The organism is Spiroplasma endosymbiont of Cantharis nigra, from assembly GCF_964019925.1.
Lineage (GTDB): Bacteria > Bacillota_I > Bacilli_A > Mycoplasmatales > Mycoplasmataceae > Spiroplasma_A.
Genome location: NZ_OZ026470.1, coordinates 251588 through 272953, shown reverse-complemented (window position 1 = coordinate 272953; position 21366 = coordinate 251588). Strand labels below are relative to the sequence as shown.

Sequence of the window (21366 nt, the reverse complement as noted above, 5' to 3'; positions counted from 1 at the left end):
TTTTTGTTTTATTATTAATTTAAAGCTCAAATTTTAATGAGAATTTTTTATACCTAAATGTATTACTTGTATAAATTTCAATCTTATTTTTCAATTTCTCTTCTTCTAAATTAATATTAATCATTTCTTTAAACTCTTCCAATTTTTGCCTATTTTTTGAATGGTTTTCATCTCAGTCCGAAGAAATTGCACATATGAATATTACTGAGCCAAAATGATTTGCTCATGAAAGATAATTTAATGACTCTCAAGATTTGATTAATTGCTCAGATATTTCTTTGGCCTTTTTAAGTTTAAATTCCTTATCAAAATTTAAAAAATTTTTAAGCATTTTGAATTCTATAAGAGCAATTGTCTTTTTATTATAAATACTTAATGCATCACATCTTTTAATTTGATTAAAAAATTTCTTTTCCAATTCCATAGCTTCCTCAAAATTTATTACCTCTTGATTTTCACTAGACAAAACACTTTCCTCTTCTGTTGTCTTAGATACTACTTTTCAAGAGCTTCTATAAACCTCTAAGGTTTTATGAAATTTAATATTCATTTTTTAAATCCTCCATATAATCATAAGTAGAAGAAAATCTTGTCAAAATCTCTAAACAATTATTTGAAACATATGCAAAATTCTTACCTTCAATGCGTTCAAAAAATATATAAGTATTTTTATCTTCTTGCTTCTCAAATTTTCTAAAGGCACTAACAACATAAGGACTATGAGTTGTTATAAATAAATCTGAGAAAAAATTTTTTTGTAATTGAATAATAATGTTAATTAAATCAATTTGTGAAAAAGAATTTAATGAAACTTCAATCTCATCAAAAAACATGGCATTAAGTACTAAATCACTTGCATTTTCAATGAAAAAATATAAGCCTAAAACAGTTTTTAATCCATTAGATAAACTATAGTCATTATCTTTATTAAAAATATTATCATTTGTTTTAAGTTTATTAAGATCTAAATTTGGATCCATTTTAGACAATAAGTCCTTAATTAATTTTAGTATCTTTTCTCTTTCTTGTTCATTATTTTTTACATTTGAATCTTCATCAGCTAATCATTCATAACCATTTTTATTAAATGAAAGACTATGTCTTCCTATAAATTTATTTTCTTTTGTAAAATAATTACCTTTATTTTCCTCAAACTCAAATAAAAACCCTTCCAGTTCGCTATCTACAAAACTTAGTCTAATATTATTATCAATCATATCTATTCCATTTGTTATTTCATTCAAATTTGATATATATTTTACTCTTCCAGTAATTTTATTAAAATATGAAATACTAAAGTCCACATTCTCTTTATTATGATAAAGAGAATTTTTATCATCTTTAATAACTATTTCAAATTCATCATTTTTAATAAAGTCCTTAAAATTTAACTCTATTAATTTTTTATAAATTATTTTAGCAAATCTATTAAGTAAATTTTCTCTATTATCATAATTTACAATATAAAAATTAACTAGATTTTCAATTTTATCAAACTCTTCTTTAATTTTTTCTATTCTTTCAGAAATATTAGATAAGTTTTGCAAAACATTAAAAAGAGCTCCAATAGGATTTTTAAATATGACTTTAAGATAGTTACTTATTATTCCTCCTAAATAATTTATAATTTCTTCAAATTTACTAATTTCATAATTATTGTCATTTTTTAAATCTTCTATTTGAATATTTAAAAGTCTCTCAATTTCTCTATTTAAGCCATTAATTCTTTTGATAATAGCTTCAATAAAATCCATTTTTTGATTATCTAAATTTATGTCAGATGTAATCTCTATTGTTTGATTATATACTTTCAATATTTTTAATAAAGTTGTTTTTCCAGTGGCATTATCTCCTGTTATTATTACCATTGAATTCTTTTCAGATATAAAAGATAAATTACTAATTGGACCAAATTCTTTTATTTTCACTTGCATTTTTTACCCTCAATTCAATATAAATATTATATTTGAAAGAAAGATACAAACTAAAACTTTATTAAAAATACCTTTATTAACAAATTAATTATTCTCAGTCAATTATTAATTTATTTTCAACAATCCACTTCTTATTGACATTTTCTAGTGCTTTAAAATAATTATTTTAAAGCATAAGTTTCTATATTCTCTTGAATCTAAATAGAAAATTAAAGCTAAATATTGCTTATTGATAGACCATTAAGTAAAAAATTACTTTATAATCAAGTAGTAAAGAGGAACTTTAATATCATGGATGATAAACAATATAAACAAGACTTATTAGAAGTCTTTGAAGTAGCACAAAAAGCTATTGGCAAAACATTAAGAGAATTAGCTGGTAATAATTTAGATAGAATAAGATACTTTTATAATAAAGAAAAAGTAAAACATGTTATTCAACAAGCTGTTTTTGACATTGGTTTAATGAGTAAAATGGAATATACCTTTGAAGATCTACAATTAGAATTAAAACCAGTTGCATTAAAATATAATAAATATGGGGAATTAATTGTAAAAGAAAGAATGGTATTAAATGACATTTATTACGATGAAATCGTTAATGAAACATTTAAAACAAGTAGATTTATTAATAAAAATCAATTATTGCTAATCATGACCTATATTCATGATTATGAAAAAGACTTTTTAGATTATAAAATTAAAGATGCTTTTATTATTGATATTAGTCGACAAAAAGAATTCTTTTTAATTGTTAATGATTGATTAGCAATTCAAGAAAAAGTTAAAAAAGGTAAAGCTGAAGATTTAAATGAAGGATTTACAAATATTTTGTCAGCTTCAACAAAAAGTCAAAATAGAATTGATTTAAAAAAACAACCCTATTCAAATGTTTTAGTAAGATTTAGAAACTATTCATTTAATATTAATTTCTTAAAAGAAATTATTTCAAAAAAAATCAGAAAGATTGATTATTTAAATGAAATATTTGAAGAAAAAGAAGTTAATGATATTGCAGATTTTAAAAATGAACAAATTGAAGAGTATCTAACAAGTATTATTGGTACAGACATCTCTAAATATACCCAATCAAAAGCTAACCAATGACACCAAATGGCTTTTGAAAATTATTTAAAAGAACATAATAGAGCAATGTATGACTTTATTAAAGTAACTAATTATAAGTTAATTCATAAATTAACTGATAATAGTAACCTTCAAGAACAAATCTCAACCAATTATGAATTAGATCCTTTTGAAATTTTAAATGATGAATTTGAAGAAAGTACATTTTATCAAGATATAATTTTAAAAACCTATATTGTAATAATGATTGATAAGACAAATAACCAGGTTTTAAACTTTAAGTTATTTAGACTAAGTGACGAAAATATTAAAAAAGCTCAAAGTGTTTTTTACAATGCAAGAAAAGAAATTCAAAGAATTATATCTCTTGGTATAACAAAAGATATTGATCCAAATTTTACTAAAATTAAAGATAACTTAGCTATTCATTTAAGAAAAAGTAAAAAAGCAAATAACACAATTTATAAGGTAAATGATAAAGAATTTGAAATTCCAGCATATGAATTTTGAATCAATAAGGATGTCATTTTTGAATAAAATAAAAAGATTCTTAAAGGAATCTTTTTTTTGATATTTATTTAGTATACTAAGCTGATTTAATTTTAGCAGCAACTGAGAAAGTAGTTTCTTCTCCAGTCATAATAACATAACCATCTTTTGCTTTCACAACAACTTTAATAGTTATATCTTCAGTTTCACCTTCACTTGTAGGTTCACCAACAAGTTCTAAACCTTCTACTAATTGAGCATTTTTTACAGCTTCAATAGCTTGTTGTTTATTATCAAATTCTTTTCCACTTGTAGCTAATTCTAATGCACTTTGAACACCACTTGTTGAAACTTCTTTTAAAGGAATTTTAATTTTTGCACTAACAGAGAATTCAGTTTCTTCTCCAGTCTTAATAGCATAACCTTCTGTTGCTTTCACAACAACATTAATTGTTATATTTTCAGTTTCACCTTCACTTGTAGGTTCACCATCGAATTCTAAACCTTCTACTAATTGAGCATTTTTTACAGCTTCAATAGCTTTTTGTTTATTGTCAAATTCTTTTCCACTTGTGGTTGCTTCTAATGCACTTTGAACACCACTTGTTGAAACTTCTTTTAAAGGGATTTTAATTTTTGCATTAACAGAGAATTCAGTTTCTTCTCCATCTTTAATTTTATAACCTTCTTTTGCTTTCACAACAACATCAATTGTTATATCTTCAGTTTCACCTTTAGTTGTAGGATCACCAACAACTTCTAAACCTTCTACTAATTGAGCATTTTTTACAGCTTCAATAGCTTTTTGCTTATTGTCAAATTCTTTTCCACTTGTGGTTGCTTCTAATGCACTTTGAACACCACTTGTTGAAACTTCTTTTAAAGGGATTTTAATTTTTGCATTAACAGAGAATTCAGTTTCTTCTCCATCTTTAATTTTATAACCTTCTTTTGCTTTCACAACAACATCAATTGTTATATCTTCAGTTTCACCTTTAGTTGTAGGATCACCAACAACTTCTAAACCTTCTACTAATTGAGCATTTTTTACAGCTTCAATAGCTTTTTGCTTATTGTCAAATTCTTTTCCACTTGTGGTTGCTTCTAATGCACTTTGAACACCACTTGTTGAAACTTCTTTTAAAGGGATTTTAATTTTTGCATTAACAGAGAATTCAGTTTCTTCTCCATCTTTAATTTTATAACCTTCTTTTGCTTTCACAACAACATCAATTGTTATATCTTCAGTTTCACCTTTAGTTGTAGGATCACCAACAAGTTCTAAACCTTCTGCTAATTTAACTGCTTTTACAGCTTCAATAGCTTGTTGTTTATTATCAAATTCTTTCCCACTTGTAGTTGCATCTAATGCAGCTTTTACACCACTTGTTGAAACTTCTTTTAAAGGAATTTTAATTTTTGCATTAACAGAGAATTCAGTTTCTTCTCCATCTTTAATTTTATAACCTTCTTTTGCTTTCACAACAACATTAATTGTTATATTTTCAGTTTCACCTTCACTTGTAGGTTCACCATCAATTTGTAAACCTTCTGCTAATTTAACTGCTTTTACAGCATCAATAGCTTCTTGTTTAGTTTCAAATTCTTTTCCACTTGTGGTTGCTTCTAATGCAGCTTTTACACCACTTGTTGAAACTTCTTTTATAACTCCAGTAACTTTTGCAATAACAGAGAATTTAGTTTCTTCTCCGTCTTTAATTTTGTAACCATCTTTTGCTTTAACAACGACATTAACAGTTACATCATCTGTGTCACCCTTAGTAGTAGGTTCACCATCAAGTTGTAATCCTTCTCCTAATTGAGCAGCTTTAACAACATTAACAGCTTCTTGTTTAGTACTAAATTCTTTTTCTTTTACTGTTGCATCTAAAATGCTTTGAACTTCATTTGTTAAAACTTCTTTAACCTCTACTGAAGTATCTTTTTTAACAGTAACATTAATTTTTTTTGTTGATAAAACATTTTGCTTCCCTTCAACTTCAACACCATATGTAATTGTTATAGTTTCTTTAACATCTTTATCTTTTGGTAATTTAGATGGTGTTATAGTAACTACTACATCACCATTATCACCAACCTCACCAAAAGTAACTGTTAAAATTGATTCTTTTACATTTGATACTGATTTAACAACTGCTTTATCAGTTTTTTTACCTAAATTTATTGTTATTTTTTTAGATTCAAGATTTGAAAACTCTAAGCTTTCAATTTTTTCTCCATCATCTTCTTTACCACATGCAACAACAGTTGCACTTGTTGTAGCAACTAAACCAGCTGCTCCTAATAATCCTAATAATTTCTTCATTTTATTTCTCCTTTTCATAAAACTATTTTTAGTATATTTAAAAAAAAAAAAAAAAAGCAACTGCTTTTTTGAAAAATATAACTTTGTTAATATGATATTGGGTATTGGGGAGCTAAGTAACATTATTTCCTAAAATTTTGAATCATTTTGTTTGGTGTACATTCATTTTTTAAGATCATATTTGTATTATTAAAAATTTTAACAAATTTATATATATTACTTCCAAAATGCTGATCATTATTAAATTTATTACCAAATATTAAATAAAAATATTTTTTGACTTATCTAAGGCTTTGCTCTACAAATTGATTTCCTTTAAATCCTGAAGCCGAATTTGATCTAATTATATTATGTTGCATACAAAATGTTTCTGTTTCTTTACTTGTAAATGCAGAACCTAAATCACTATGCATAATAATTTCTCTATTCTAACTAAATCCATTTTTCTTATTAAGTCTTCTAACATCTCAAAAGTTACTATTATATTGAGTTACAAACTTAATATGAACTAATTTCATTAGAGCAAAAGCCATATGCAGGTAAAAATATGAATATAATTCTCTAAGTATACAAAATGATAAATAAAACATTTATTATTTTGTATACAAGAAAAAATTTTATTTCAAGAACAGTTGGAAGTAAATTTGTTCATGCAGACCAAGAAATTAAATTAGAAATAACTTCTGTTAAATCAAAAACAAGAATAGAAATAAGTACTCATAAGAAATATATCTCATTAGTTCTTATAAAAGGAGAATATAGTTCTAATAAATATTTAGAAAAGATTGGAGTTGATGGTGTGTAATTTAAAAATATTTATATTGTGGAGTTAAAACAAAACACTTATTTTTACATGCATAAATATAATTAGTCAAGTATACCAAACAATTTATTGAAAATTTTACTTTCCAACAAATCATTATTTGTTGGTCTTTTTATTTCTGACTTATAATCTTCTTCAAAGGATGTTCCTTTATTTTTTAATGATAATCTTAAGTAATTGTAATAATCATTGTACTTTTCAATCTATCTTTTTAACTCAATGAAAACAGTTTGTTTTAAAGTTTAGGGACTCTCAAGTTTAATTTGTGAAAAAATTTTTAACATACAGCGTTATCTACTGAGTTACATGGTCTTGATAAAAATATTTTTTTCTTTTTCTTTTTTTGCAAAATTGCCTTACTCAATTTGAAGTATATTGATACCCATTATTAGAATTAATTATTATTATACCAAATTCCTTTTTATATGAGATTACTTCTCTTTATGTATCTTGATATATTTTATTATGATTTTTCATTGGAACTTGATGACAAACAATAAAAACTGAGTAAACATCTTTAATTATACTCAAATATATAAATGAACCATTAAAGGAGTAAGGCGTGGATAACCATATTTACCTTTTTCTGCCTTATACGCTTCTAATACTAATCGATTAAATTCCAGATTCTCTTTATACTTAAAAATAGGCTTATTATTTTTAACTCAGAAATAATATGATCTTCTAGTTACATTAAATCTCTTGCATAATGAAATGATAGTAAATCTACTTTTTAACTTTCAAATATCAAAATACTTTTTATATACTATAATTTTTGTGTTTACTTGCACATCAGTTCACATAGCTTTTTTAAAACTTCATTTTCTAACTCAGTTTCCTTTACTTGTTTTTTTAAGTAAAAAGTTCTCTCACAATATTGGATCTTTAATTACATTATTCCCCACATGATTTTTATGCTTACCTGTGTTAGAAATTAATAAATTCCTACCAAATATTTCATAATCAACACATTACTTTCTAATAGCAGAATATGAATATGGATATTCTGCTATTAGCAATCTATAATTTACTCCTTTTTCATAATGTTTTTTAACTATTTCTAATTTAATTTTTGGGTCTAGATGAGTAGATTTACTTCCAACTGTTCTTGACATAAAAAATTCTCCTTGTATAAATTAATAATAAATGTTTTATTTATCATTTGTATACTTAGAGAATTATATTCAGAGATTCTTAAAGGAATCTTTTTTTTGATATTTATTTAGTATAACTAAGCTGATTTAATTTTAGCAACGACTGAGAAAGTAGTTTCTTCTCCAGTTTTAATAACATAACCATCTTTTGCTTTTACAACAACTTTAATAGTTATATCTTCAGTTTCACCTTCACTTGTAGGTTCACCATCAATTTCTAAACCTTCTGCCAATTGAGCTACTTTTACAGCATCAATAGCTTCTTGTTTACTACCAAATTCTTTTCCACTTGTAGTTAATTCTAATGCACTTTGAACACCACTTGTTGAAACTTCAATTAAAGGCACTTTAATTTTTGCATTAACAGAGAATTTAGTTTCTTCTCCAGTTTTAATAACATAACCTTCTGTTGCTTTCACAACAACATTAATAGTTATATCTTCAGTTTCACCTTCACTTGTAGGTTCACCATCAATTTGTAAACCTTCTGCTAATTTAGCTGCTTTTACAGCATCAATAGCAGCTTGTTTATTATCAAATTCTCCTCCACTTGTAGTTGCATCTAATGCAGCTTTTACACCACTTGTTGAAACTTCTTTTAAAGGGATTTTAATTTTTGCATTAACAGAGAATTCAGTTTCTTCTCCATCTTTAATTTTATAACCCTCTGTTGCTTTCACAACAACATTAATTGTTATATTTTCAGTTTCACCTTCACTTGTAGGATCACCATCAAACTCTAAACCTTCTGCCAATTGAGTTTTTTTAACAGCATCAATAGCTTGTTGTTTATTGTCAAATTCTTTTCCACTTGTGGTTGCTTCTAATGCAGCTTTTACACCACTTGTTGAAACTTCTTTTATAACTCCAGTAACTTTTGCAATAACAGAGAATTTAGTTTCTTCTCCATCTTTAATTTTGTAACCATCTTTTGCTTTCACAACAACATTAACAGTTACATCACCTGTGTCACCCTTAGTCGTAGGTTCACCATCAAGTTGTAAACCTTCTCCTAATTGAGCAGCTTTAACAACATTAACAGCTTCTTGTTTAGTACTAAATTCTTTTTCTTTTACTGCTGCATCTAAAATGCTTTGAACTTCATTTGTTAAAACTTCTTTAACTTCTACTGAAGTATCTTTTTTAACAGTAACATTAATTTTTTTTGTTGATAAAACATTTTGTTTCCCTTCAACTTCAATACCATATGTAATTGTTATAGTTTCTTTAACATCTTTATCTTTTGGTAATTTAGATGGTGTTATAGTAACTACTACATCACCATTATCACCAACCTCACCAAAAGTAACTGTTAAAATTGATTCTTTTACATTTGATACTGATTTAACAACTGCTTTATCAGTTTTTTTCCCTAAATTTATTGTTATTTTTTTAGGCTCAAGATTTGAAAACTCTAAGCTTTCAATTTTCTCCCCATCATCTTCTTTACCACATGCAACAACAGTTGCACTTGTTGTAGCAACTAAACCAGCTGCTCCTAATAATCCTAATAATTTTTTCATTCTTTCTCCTTTTATTATTTTTATAATAAAAGTACCTTGTTTCTCACTCAAGTCTAGTTCTATTATAACTAATTTGTGACTTAAAAATTACAACACTGAAAAATAATTTTATTTTCAATTAGTAGATATTATTAACTTTGCAACTTTTTTGAGTTTAATTTATAAAAATAAAAAAAAGACTCTAATTAAAGAATCTCTTTATAAAAATCTAAGTATTAATTTAAAATTGATTATCAGTTTAAAGCGATTTTAATTGACCCTTGTTCATAAACTTTTGAACCTTCATTAACTGTAATTGTTAATTCACCATTTACTGCTGGTACAACTGGGTTTTCTCCCTCAGCTTCAACAGCTGCTTTAGGAGCTTTTGTTAATGTAGCTGTTACTTCTGCAACTTCTAATTTAGCATTTTTTCCTTTAACATCTGTTAAGTAAGCTTCTGCAGTTTTAACTTCAGTAATTTTTAATTCATTAACTGTTACATGAGTTTCAATTTTTACTAATGTAGGAACTGTAGCTTCCTCTTTTTTAACAGTAACGTTAATTTTTGTTGTTGTTAAAACTTCTTGTTTTCCATCTTTTTCAACACCATATGTAACTGTTAAAACTTCTTTAACATCTTTTTCAGTTGGTAATTCAGATGGTGTTACAGTAATTACTACATCACCATTATCAGCAACTTCACCAGCAGCTACTGTTAAAATTGATTTATCTTTTGCATCAGATACTGATTTAACAACTGCTTTATCAGTTTTTGTACCAACATTAATTGTTATAGTTTTTGCTTCAAGTTTTGAAATTTCTAGAGATTTATCTACTACTTTTTCTCCACCACATGCAACAACTGTTGCACTTGTTGTAGCAACTAAACCAGCTGCTCCTAATAAACTTAATAATTTTTTCATTTTTTATTCCTCCATACTTTTTTTGAAAGCACCCCACACACATTTCAAGCTACTATTATTATAATTTACTTTAAGGACTTTGTTTTTGTGGGTTATAACATAAAAATATTTTTATCAAAAAAATTAATTTTATTTTTTGATAAAAAAAAAAAAAAAATGTATTATTAATATATAATAATTAAACTTTTTCTTCCAATTCTTCAACTTGATCTTCAAGTATTTCAACATTTTCTTGAAGTTTTTCAATTTTCTCTTGCATATTAATTATCTCTTCACTTAGTAATTCATTTTCATTTTTTATTTTCATAGCTGACATCTCTTCCAAATTTTCATTTGTCTTTTTATCTTTTTTAAGTCTATTCAAGGTCATTTTATCTTTTACTTTATTTGAAATAATAAAGGACAATATGAAGAGTGAAGCTACCATTGCAGATAAATTAGCGCAACCTACTTGTAAGTCAACAGGATCTTTAATAAATGCATAACTAGTTCAAATACAAGCATTTAGAAAAGTTAAAAAGAACATAATTGGAGATAGAGCTTTTGTATTTTTAGTCACGCATACCTTAATCACTTGAGGCAATAGCATTGAAAAACTTGTTGCAAAACCAACTCAGCCAAGAATATCATTTGCCAGTAATTTTGAAGCTGATGTTAATATCATAATATCTGTCTCCCTTATTCACTTATATTAGCAAATAAGTGTACTTTGGTCAATATAATCAATACTTATCTAATTAAATTTAAATACAAACTTAATTTTCCAAAGCTTTATAAATAGCTTCCATGTTAATGGGCAATTTAAGCAAGTTTTTTAAGGGCAAATTATTTTTAATCAAATATAAAAATAAGAAATTTAATTGCTTAAAATTCTCAATTGCAACCACTAAAGAATTTTCAATATCATCATATTTAAAACATTTAATATTATTATTTGATAAGAAATTTCTAAAGTTTTGTACTTCAAATTGTTCACTTATATATACTTTATATTTTGAATAAACATTTAATTTTTCGGCTGAACCATTAAAAATGTTTTTCCCATTATCAATAATTATGAAATCATCAATAATATCTGCTATTTCATCAATATTGTGAACAGTAACTATTATTGTTTTGCCATCTATTTTAGCTTCCATCAATAATGTTTTAATTTTATTTCTTCAATACGAATCTAAATTAGCTCCAGGCTCATCAAGAATAATAATTTCTGGCTCTTTAATAAAACACAATATTAAGTTCATTCTATTTTTCATTCCTCATGAAAAACTTCTAATTGGCTTATTTCTTGACTCTCAAATATCAAAATATTTCATTCAATATTCAATTCTTTTTTTTGAAATATCTTTAGTTAGACCCATCATTATACACATATCCAATAAAAATTTATAGGCACTTACAACATATAATGAAAAATCCATTTGAGTATAATAGCCTATTTTATTATTTACCAAAAAGTATTTGCCCTTTTTTCTAGAGATATTTTCAATTTTAATATCTCCTTTAAATTCCTTAATTATTCCTAATAATGAATTGATTACAACAGTTTTACCACTACCACTACTTCCAAGCAAAGCTGTTATTCTTCCTTTTTGAATTGAACAATTCAAAGGACCAATAGCTTTCTTTTTAAATTTTTTTATATAATTTTCAAATTTTATTATTTCTTCCATATTTTACCCTGTTAAATCTAACTTTCTAAATTTATTTTTTGCAACATAATAATTAATAATAGCAATCATAGCTTGAAAAATTACATAATAATAAGGTTCAATGAAATTATTATATGTTTGAGAATCTAATTTATAGTCTGAATCAATTTTAAACACATAAGATGGCTGAGAAATAAACAAGTTATCTTGCTTATTAAAGTATATTTTACTTGAACTCTCTGGTTCAAATCATATATGATCATAGCTTCTCCCACCAAAATATGTATAATTTTGCAACATATTGGAAATAAAATTAAGTTGAAATGAAATATTATATAAATTTCTTGATTTAATATACTTCTTTCAATTTTCGTTTTTAATTACACTGCTATTTTCAAAAATAACCATATTATTTGTATAACGTATAAAATAATTTTCTAAAATTCTAATACTTAACATTGTTGGAAAAAATAATGTTTCCTGTATTAAATTACTTACTTTAGAACTTTCCAATCTCAATTTATTATCAGAAAATGAGAAATAGCTTTGATAAATTTCTACTATGTTTTTATCATTTAATAACATTTTTTCTTCCTCTGGTTTGGTAACATTTTTTATATAATTTTTCTCAATATTATCTTTTTCATTAAGAAAAATAAATACATCGAATAAATTATAAAACTTATCTTGAAAATTATTATTAATTTTTGTTATAAAATTTGTAAATTCAATAAACTCTTTAATAATTTGTTCTTTTTCTTTACTAAAGGAATTTGCTTTAATTTTATTTTCTAACTCTTCAACTGTTAAGAATCTATACTTTAATTCAAACTTTAAATTAACTTCATCACCTTTTCATTTTGATAATTGTGAACTATTATTTACTGCAATAATTTTTGTAGGCTCGCTTAATTCTACTATCTGTTGCTTTTCTTCTATAATTCCCAAATCCAATCAAAAATTAATTCTTTTTTCAATGCTAGAAGCATTACTAAAATTATTATTTATTGAATTTGGATCTGTTTCAAATTGATTATCTATAAAATTGTTATATATTTCAAAACTCAAATTAGAATATTTAATCCTTTTATTTAAAACATGATTTTTAAGATTATAAGAATCATATATCTCATTGACAGACATAACGGTATTTGCATTTTTATAAGAAAAAGTTATGCTTTTATTTTCTTCACCTTGGATTAAAAAAGTATAAGGTAAATTACTAATAAAGGAACTTGCCAATATTAAAGTTGCTATAATAGTTGAAACTTGAATACTTGCAAATAAAGATATTAGTAGAAAAAAATTAATTAAAAATAAACAGCTTATAAAAGCATAAACAAAATAAGTTGTTGTAACTCTTAATAAAAAGAAATTTACTTGCACTAAAAAAAGCATATTAATAAGATTTATCAATAAATATGTAATTGATATATTAAAAAACATTAATAAAATAAATGCAATAAATTGATAACTAAATAATTTAGCTCTTGATAATTGTTGAGTGACTATTATATTTAAAGTCTTATCATCTCTTTTTACAACATAAAAATATTGAGCCAATCGTAAACATAAAATAAATAATATTATAAATATAGTTAATAAAACATAATAATCAAAAATTAGTAAGAAACTACTATTATTCCTTTGAAAAACTGAATAGATTGCTATCAATAAAGAAAATAATAAATATAGTCCATTAAAAATTATAAAAGAGCGCTCTTTTATAATTGATTTAAAACTATATTTTATTATTCATATTCCTGGTATGACTTTTTTCATTGTTTAGAAAAACTCCATTATATAAATTTAATAAAGTCGCTTTCATCCAATGTTTTTGAGCCTAATGTTATTTGATCTAAATCAAAAAGCACAAAAGCATTGTTTATATTTTCAGTTTCATTATTTCATTTAAAGCTCAATTCATTTTTTGTTGTAATTCCTTCAAAACACGCATAGTTTAATACAGTACCTAATAAACTTAATATTTTTTTCACTTTATATTCTCCCTTATATAAAACTATTTTTAATATACTAAAAATAAATAAAAAAAGCAAGAAATTTTTTATGAAAATATAATTTGGTCGATATAATCAATACACTATAATTAAATTTAAAACAAAGCTAATTTTCCAAAGCTTTATAAATAGCTTCCATATTAATGGGCAGTTTAAGCAAGTTCTTTAAGGGCAAATTATTTTTAATTAAATATAAAAATAAGAAGTTTAGTTGTTTGAAATTCTCAATTGCAACCACTAAAGAATTTTCAATATCATCATATTTAAAGGATTTGATATTGTTACTTAATAAGAAATTTCTGAAGTTTTGTACTTCAAATTGTTCACTTATGTATACTTTATATTTTGAATAAACATTTAATTTTTCAGCTGAACCATTAAAAATGTTTTTCCCATTATCAATAATTATAAAATCATCAATAATATCTGCTATTTCATCAATATTGTGAACAGTAACTATTATTGTTTTGCCATCTTTTTTAGCGTCCATCAATAATGTCTTAATTTTATTTCTTCAATACGAATCTAAATTAGCTCCCGGTTCATCAAGAATAATAATTTCTGGTTCTTTAATAAAGCACAATATTAAATTCATTCTATTTTTCATTCCTCATGAAAAACTTCTAATTGGCTTATTTCTTGACTCTCAAATATCAAAATATTTCATTCAATATTCAATTCTTTTTTTTGAAATATCTTTAGTTAGTCCCATCATTATACACATATCCAATAAAAACTTATAGGCACTTACAACATATAATGAAAAATCCATTTGAGTATAATAGCCTATTTTATTATTTACCAAAAAGTATTTGCCTTTTTTTCTAGAGATATTTTCAATTTTAATATCTCCTTTAAATTCCTTAATTATTCCTAATAATGAATTAATTACAACAGTTTTACCACTACCACTACTTCCAAGCAAAGCTGTTATTCTTCCTTTTTGAATTGAACAATTCAAAGGACCAATAACTTTCTTTTTAAATTTTTTTATATAATTTTCAAATTTTATTATTTGTTCCATACTTTATCCTGTTAAATCTAACTTTCTAAATTTACTTTTTGCAACATAATAATTAATAATAGCAATTATGGCTTGAAAAATTACATAATAATAAGGTTTAATGAAATTATTATATGTTTCAGAATCCAATTTATTGTCTGAATCAATTTTAAACACATAAGATGGCTGAGAAATAAACAAGTTATCTTGCTTATTAAAGTATATTTTACTTGAACTCTCTGGTTCAAATCATATATGATCATAGCTTCTCCCACCAAAATATGTATAGTTTTGCAACATATTGGAAATAAAATTAAATTGAAATGAAATATTATATAAATTTCTTGATTTAATATATTTTGTTCAATTTTCGTTTTTAATTACACTACTATTTTCAAAAATAACCATATTATTTGTATAACGTATAAAATAGTTTTCTAAAATTCTAATACTTAACATTGTTGGGAAAAATAGTGTTTCTTGTATTAAATTACTAACTTTAGAACTTTCCAATCTCAATTTATTATCAGAAAATGAGAAATAGCTTTGATAAATTTCTACTATATTTTTATCATTTAATAACATTTTTTCTTCCTCTGGCTTGGTAACATTTTTTATATAGTTTTTCTCAATATTATCTTTTTCATTAAGAAAAATAAATACATCAAATAAATCATAAAACTTATCTTGAAAATTATTATTAATTTTTATTATAAAATTTGTAAATTCAATAAACTCTTTAATAATTTTTTCTTTTTCTTTACTAAAGGAATTTGCTTTAATTTTATTTTCTAACTCTTCAACTGTTAAGAATCTATACTTTAATTCAAACTTTAAATTAACTTCATCACCTTTTCATTTTGATAATTGTGAATTATTATTTACTGCAATAATTTTTGTAGGTTCATTTAATTCTACTATCTGTTGCTTTTCTTCTACAATGCCCAAATCCAATCAAAAATTAATTCTTTTTTGAATGCTAGAAGCATTACTAAAATTATTATTTATTGAATTTGGATCTGTTTCAAATTGATTATCTATAAAATTGTTATATATTTCAAAACTCAAATTAGAGTATTTAATTTTTTTATTTAAAACATGATTTTTAAGATTATAAGAATCATATATCTCATTGACTGACATGGCGGTATTTGCATTTTTATAGGAAAAAGTTATGCTTTTATTTTCTTCACCTTGGATTAAAAAAGTATAAGGTAAATTACTAATAAAAGAACTTGCCAATATTAAAGTTGCTATAATAGTTGAAACTTGAATATTTGCAAATAAAGATATTAGTAGAAAAAAATTAATTAAAAATAAGCAACTTATAAAAGCATAAATAAAATAAGTTGTTGTAACTCTTAGTAAAAAGAAATTTACTTGCACTAAAAAAAGCATATTAATAAGATTTATCAATAAATACGTAATTGATATATTAAAAAACATTAATAAAATAAATGCCATAAATTGATAACTAAATAATTTAGCTCTTGATAATTGTTGAGTGACTATTATATTTAAAGTCTTATCATCTCTTTTTACAACATAAAAATATTGAGCTAATCGCAAGCATAAAATAAATAATATTATAAAAATAGTTAATAAAACATAATAATCAAAAATTAGTAAGAAGCTGCTATTATTCCTTTGAAAAACTGAGTAAATTGCTATTAATAAAGAAAATAATAAATATAGTCCATTAAAAATTATAAAAGATCGCTCTTTTATAATTGATTTAAAACTATATTTTATTATTCATATTCCTGGTATGATTTTTTTCATTGTTTACAAAAACTCCATTATATAAATTTAATAAAGTCTTTTTCACCCAATGTTTTTGAACCTAATGTTATTTGATCTAAATCAATATAGAAATTAATAAAACCTAAATCAAAAAGCATAAGACTATTATTTATATTTCCAGTTCCATTATTTCATTTTAAGCTCAATCCATTTTTCCCTGTAATTCAATCGAAGTCTGTATAGTTTCATACATTAGTTGGACTTGATAATCCTTTTTGTTGTAATCCTATTGAGTATATTGAATTATCAGGAAGTTTTGCTTGATTTAACATATTTAATCTATCTTCTGTAAATTCAAATCTATCACTTAAACCAAAATTTGAATAAAAATTAAATGAGTTATTATTACCTCCACTTGTTGTTTTATCTTTTTCAACAAATCTGCTAGTTAAATTAGAGCTTTTAATGACCATCAAAAAATCTTGAGCAGAATTATATTCAGGATATTGATAACCATAAGCAACTCCCATTGTTTTATGTCAAACCTTTAAACTATTTACAGAAAATTTAGCCATATTATCTAAAATTTTACTATCTGATTGCTGAACATCAATTAAATAATTAACTGCTATTCTAAAATCTGGTAACTCATGAATATAACTACCATCTGCTAAATTAATTGATAAGCCAGTTAAATTAACATATCCTAATGCCAATGAACTTTTGAACTCATTTGTTTGAGCAATAGAAGATTCTTTATCAATTGACAATTCTTTTAAGAAATTTTGTTTTGAAATAATATATTGGTCTTGTCAGATTTTATAGTTATTACTTGTAAAGTAGTTATTTACTAATGATTGTTGTGTTTCTGAATTATTTGGATCATTTCTAAAAACAGTATTCAGCATTAATCTTCCTTCATCAGTTTTATAATCAAATTTAATTGAATTTGAATCATTATAACTTTTTACAGTATTTATTGTATTGAATAATGAATATTTATTCATTTCTGAAGATTTATAAATAACATCTCCCTCAAAAGAAAGCGGCAATGTACTACTTATTTCACTAAAATAATTATTTTTAATAAAATTAGTCATTGAAGTTTCAAAACCATTTGTCTTAGCATTCTCTTGATAATATTTTTTAAACTCGGCATCATAATTACCATAACCATCTGATTCATCTTTTGAACCCTTAACGTCATTTCATTTTAAATTTGTATGTTTTTTGTCAAGAGCATCTTCTGATGAAAAATAATCTTTTGCAATTCCTTTATAAAAATCATCACTTCCCTTTTTTAAAGCCTCATTATTAGTTGAAGTATATTTAAAATTATCACTAATATTAAAAGATTCAATATTAGTAGTTCCTTTATATTGAACTTCAATTTTATAATCTACAATTACATTCCCCAAATAAACACCATCTTTTTCATAGGCTTTAATTACTAACGTTTCTCAATCAAAAATTACATTTTTAACCAAAGTATCAACATCATTTAAAAGAATTTTATATTTATTTATTGTTTTTAATTCATTTAATGATTTTGTCAACTCGGGAATATCTAAAACCTTATTTACATCAATTTCTAACTGTTGTAAATCATAAGAGTCAATTTCTTCTACTGTTTTATCTTGATACTGTTTAATTTTATTTTTAGTTAAAAATTTATTGTTTACTTCCATTTCTGGTAAACCAATTAAATTTTTATAAACATTATTTTGTAAATGTTTTTGAAAAATATCATTAGATTGTACCTTTAATTCCTTAATTAATTCACTATTATCATCAGGTATTTTTGGATCCACTGTTTTATCACCACCACATGCTATTACAGTTGCACTACTTGTAGCAACTAGACTTAATGTACCTAATAAACTTAATAATTTTTTCATTTTATTTCTCCTTTTCATAAAACTATTTTTAGTATATTTTAAAAAAAAAAAAAAAAGCAAGTTCTTTTTTTAAAAAATATAATTTTGTCAATATAATCAATACTTACATAATTAAAGTTAACTATGAAATTAATTTTCCAAAGCTTTATAAATAGCTTCCATATTAATGGGTAATTTAAGCAAGTTTTTTAAGGGCAAATTATTTTTAATTAAATATAAAAATAAGAAGTTTAGTTGCTTGAAATTCTCAATTGCAACTACTAAAGAATTTTCAATATCATCATATTTAAAGGATTTGATATTGTTATTTAATAGGAAATTTCTGAAGTTTTGTACTTCAAATTGTTCACTTATGTATACTTTATATTTTGAATAAACATTTAATTTTTCAGCTGAACCATTAAATATGTCTTGCCCATTATCAATAATTATAAAATCATCAATAATATCTGCTATTTCATCAATATTGTGAACAGTAACTATTATTGTTTTGCCATCTTTTTTAGCGTCCATCAATAATGTTTTAATTTTATTTCTTCAATACGAATCTAAATTAGCTCCCGGTTCATCAAGAATAATAATTTCTGGTTCTTTAATAAAACACAATATTAAATTCATTCTATTTTTCATTCCTCATGAAAAACTTCTAATTGGCTTATTTCTTGACTCTCAAATATCAAAATATTTCATTCAATATTCAATTCTTTTTTTTGAAGTATCTTTAGTTAGACCCATCACTATACACATATCCAATAAAAACTTATAGGCACTTACAACATATAATGAAAAATCCATTTGAGTATAATAACCTATTTTACTATTTACTAAAAAGTATCTGCCCTTTTTTCTAGAGATATTTTCAATTTTAATATCTCCTTTAAATTCCTTAATTATTCCTAATAATGAATTGATTACAACAGTTTTACCACTACCACTACTTCCAAGCAAAGCTGTTATTCTTCCTTTTTGAATTGAACAATTCAAAGGACCAATAACTTTCTTTTTAAATTTTTTTATATAATTTTCAAATTTTATTATTTGTTCCATACTTTATCCTGTTAAATCTAACTTTCTAAATTTATTTTTTGCAACATAATAATTAATAATAGTAATTATGGCTTGAAAAATTACATAATAATAAGGTTTAATGAAATTATTATATGTTTGAGAATCTAATTTGTTGTCTGAATCAATTTTAAACACATAAGATGGCTGAGAAATAAACAAGTTATCTTGCTTATTAAAGTATATTTTACTTGAACTCTCTGGTTCAAATCATATATGATCATAGCTTCTCCCACCAAAATATGTATAATTTTGCAACATATTGGAAATAAAATTAAATTGAAATGAAATATTATATAAATTTCTTGATTTAATATATTTTGTTCAATTTTCGTTTTTAATTACACTGCTATTTTCAAAAATAACCATATTATTTGTATAACGTATAAAATAGTTTTCTAAAATTCTAATACTTAACATTGTTGGAAAAAATAATGTTTCTTGTATTAAATTACTTACTTTAGAACTTTCCAATCTCAATTTATTATCAGAAAATGAGAAATAGCTTTGATAAATTTCCACTATGTTTTTATCATTTAATAACATTTTTTCTTCCTCTGGCTTGGTAACATTTTTTATATAGTTTTTCTCAATATTATCCTTTTCATTAAGAAAAATAAATACATCAAATAAATCATAGAACTTATCTTGAAAATTATTATTAATTTTTATTATAAAATTTGTAAATTCAATAAACTCTTTAATAATTTTTTCTTGTTCTTTACTAAAGGAATTTGCTTTAATTTTATTTTCTAACTCTTCAACTGTTAAGAATCTATACTTTAATTCAAACTTTAAATTAACTTCATCACCTTTTCATTTTGATAATTGTGAATTATTATTTACTGCAATAATTTTTGTAGGTTCATTTAATTCTACTATCTGTTGCTTTTCTTCTACAATGCCCAAATCCAATCAAAAATTAATTCTTTTTTGAATGCTAGAAGCATTACTAAAATTATTATTTATTGAATTTGGATCTGTTTCAAATTGATTATCTATAAAATTGTTATATATTTCAAAACTCAAATTAGAGTATTTAATTTTTTTATTTAAAACATGATTTTTAAGATTATAAGAATCATATATCTCATTGACTGACATGGCGGTATTTGCATTTTTATAAGAAAAAGTTATGCTTTTATTTTCTTCACCTTGGATTAAAAAAGTATAAGGTAAATTACTAATAAAAGAACTTGCCAATATTAAAGTTGCTATAATAGTTGAAACTTGAATATTTGCAAATAAAGATATTAGTAGAAAAAAATTAATTAAAAATAAGCAACTTATAAAAGCATAAACAAAATAAGTTGTTGTAACTCTTAGTAAAAAGAAATTTACTTGCACTAAAAAAAGCATATTAATAAGATTTATCAATAAATACGTAATTAATATATTAAAAAACATTAATAAAATAAATGCCATAAATTGATAACTAAATAATTTAGCTCTTGATAATTGCTGAGTGACTATTATATTTAAAGTCTTATCGTCTCTTTTCACAACATAAAAATATTGAGCCAATCGTAAACATAAAATAAATAATATTATAAAAATAGTTAATAGAACAAAGTAATCAAAAATTAACAAGAAATTACTATTATTTCTTTGAAAAACTGAATAAATTGCAATTAGAAAAGAAAACAATAAATATAGTCCATTAAATATTATAAAAGATCTCTCTTTTATAATAGATTTAAAACTATATTTTATTATTCAAATGCCTGGTATAATTTTTTTCATTATT

The 21366-nt window shown here is 23.7% G+C and carries 18 protein-coding genes; 2 read left to right on the top strand and 16 right to left on the bottom strand.

Features of this window, described 5'->3' with window-relative positions; genetic code table 4:
* Nucleotides 1-19: 19 nt before the first annotated feature.
* Both AACL04_RS01165 and AACL04_RS01160 read right to left on the bottom strand, forming a co-directional pair.
* Entirely contained in the window at nt 20-550 is a 531-nt protein-coding gene (locus AACL04_RS01165; RefSeq protein ID WP_339030644.1) for a hypothetical protein, read from the bottom strand.
* Nucleotides 540-1934, bottom strand: coding sequence for an AAA family ATPase (locus AACL04_RS01160; protein ID WP_339030642.1), 1395 nt, complete (start codon nt 1932-1934; stop codon nt 540-542). The genes AACL04_RS01165 and AACL04_RS01160 overlap by 11 nt, the downstream gene beginning before the upstream one ends.
* Before the next feature lie 291 nt (nt 1935-2225).
* Between AACL04_RS01160 and AACL04_RS01155 the strand changes: the two genes are divergently transcribed.
* The gene (locus AACL04_RS01155; RefSeq protein ID WP_339030640.1) at nt 2226-3557 is read left to right on the top strand and encodes a MutH/Sau3AI family endonuclease; all 1332 of its coding nucleotides are present in this window, start codon (nt 2226-2228) and stop codon (nt 3555-3557) included.
* Nucleotides 3558-3606: 49 nt separating this feature from the next.
* Here AACL04_RS01155 and AACL04_RS01150 read toward each other — a convergent pair whose 3' ends face one another.
* The gene (locus AACL04_RS01150) at nt 3607-5835 is read right to left on the bottom strand and encodes a lipoprotein (RefSeq protein ID WP_339030639.1); all 2229 of its coding nucleotides are present in this window, start codon (nt 5833-5835) and stop codon (nt 3607-3609) included.
* Between the two features lie 281 nt (nt 5836-6116).
* Complete coding sequence (locus tag AACL04_RS01145) at nt 6117-6248, bottom strand: hypothetical protein (protein ID WP_339030638.1); 132 nt, start codon at nt 6246-6248, stop codon at nt 6117-6119.
* 161 nt (nt 6249-6409) lie between these two features.
* Here AACL04_RS01145 and AACL04_RS01140 point away from each other — a divergent pair, with 161 nt between their 5' ends.
* On the top strand, nt 6410-6640 hold the full coding sequence (locus tag AACL04_RS01140) for a hypothetical protein (protein ID WP_339030637.1): 231 nt from the start codon (nt 6410-6412) through the stop codon (nt 6638-6640).
* Between the two features lie 989 nt (nt 6641-7629).
* Here AACL04_RS01140 and AACL04_RS01135 read toward each other — a convergent pair.
* From AACL04_RS01135 to AACL04_RS01080, 12 genes are all read right to left on the bottom strand, one after another.
* Nucleotides 7630-7773, bottom strand: coding sequence for a hypothetical protein (locus AACL04_RS01135; protein WP_339030636.1), 144 nt, complete (start codon nt 7771-7773; stop codon nt 7630-7632).
* A 116-nt stretch (nt 7774-7889) separates the two neighbouring features.
* Complete coding sequence (locus tag AACL04_RS01130; protein WP_339030635.1) at nt 7890-9335, bottom strand: lipoprotein; 1446 nt, start codon at nt 9333-9335, stop codon at nt 7890-7892.
* Nucleotides 9336-9565: 230 nt separating this feature from the next.
* Nucleotides 9566-10240 (bottom strand): lipoprotein, encoded by a 675-nt coding sequence (locus tag AACL04_RS01125; RefSeq protein WP_339030634.1) that lies wholly within the window; start codon nt 10238-10240, stop codon nt 9566-9568.
* Between the two features lie 178 nt (nt 10241-10418).
* Entirely contained in the window at nt 10419-10904 is a 486-nt protein-coding gene (locus tag AACL04_RS01120; protein ID WP_339030632.1) for a SemiSWEET family transporter, read from the bottom strand.
* A gap of 91 nt (nt 10905-10995) precedes the next feature.
* A complete protein-coding gene (locus tag AACL04_RS01115; protein ID WP_339030631.1) occupies nt 10996-11913 on the bottom strand; it encodes an ABC transporter ATP-binding protein in 918 nt (305 codons plus the stop codon).
* 3 nt (nt 11914-11916) lie between these two features.
* Nucleotides 11917-13674, bottom strand: coding sequence for an ABC transporter permease (locus AACL04_RS01110; protein ID WP_339030630.1), 1758 nt, complete (start codon nt 13672-13674; stop codon nt 11917-11919).
* A gap of 17 nt (nt 13675-13691) precedes the next feature.
* A complete protein-coding gene (locus AACL04_RS01105) occupies nt 13692-13889 on the bottom strand; it encodes a hypothetical protein (RefSeq protein ID WP_339030628.1) in 198 nt (65 codons plus the stop codon).
* A 127-nt stretch (nt 13890-14016) separates the two neighbouring features.
* Nucleotides 14017-14934, bottom strand: coding sequence for an ABC transporter ATP-binding protein (locus AACL04_RS01100; protein WP_339030627.1), 918 nt, complete (start codon nt 14932-14934; stop codon nt 14017-14019).
* 3 nt (nt 14935-14937) lie between these two features.
* The gene (locus tag AACL04_RS01095; protein ID WP_339030625.1) at nt 14938-16695 is read right to left on the bottom strand and encodes an ABC transporter permease; all 1758 of its coding nucleotides are present in this window, start codon (nt 16693-16695) and stop codon (nt 14938-14940) included.
* Between the two features lie 17 nt (nt 16696-16712).
* Entirely contained in the window at nt 16713-18554 is a 1842-nt protein-coding gene (locus AACL04_RS01090; RefSeq protein WP_339030623.1) for a lipoprotein, read from the bottom strand.
* A gap of 129 nt (nt 18555-18683) precedes the next feature.
* Nucleotides 18684-19601 (bottom strand): ABC transporter ATP-binding protein, encoded by a 918-nt coding sequence (locus AACL04_RS01085; protein WP_339030621.1) that lies wholly within the window; start codon nt 19599-19601, stop codon nt 18684-18686.
* A 3-nt stretch (nt 19602-19604) separates the two neighbouring features.
* Nucleotides 19605-21362: an ABC transporter permease gene (locus AACL04_RS01080; protein WP_339030619.1), complete on the bottom strand. Its 1758-nt coding sequence runs from the start codon at nt 21360-21362 to the stop codon at nt 19605-19607.
* Between the last annotated feature and the right edge of the window lie 4 nt (nt 21363-21366).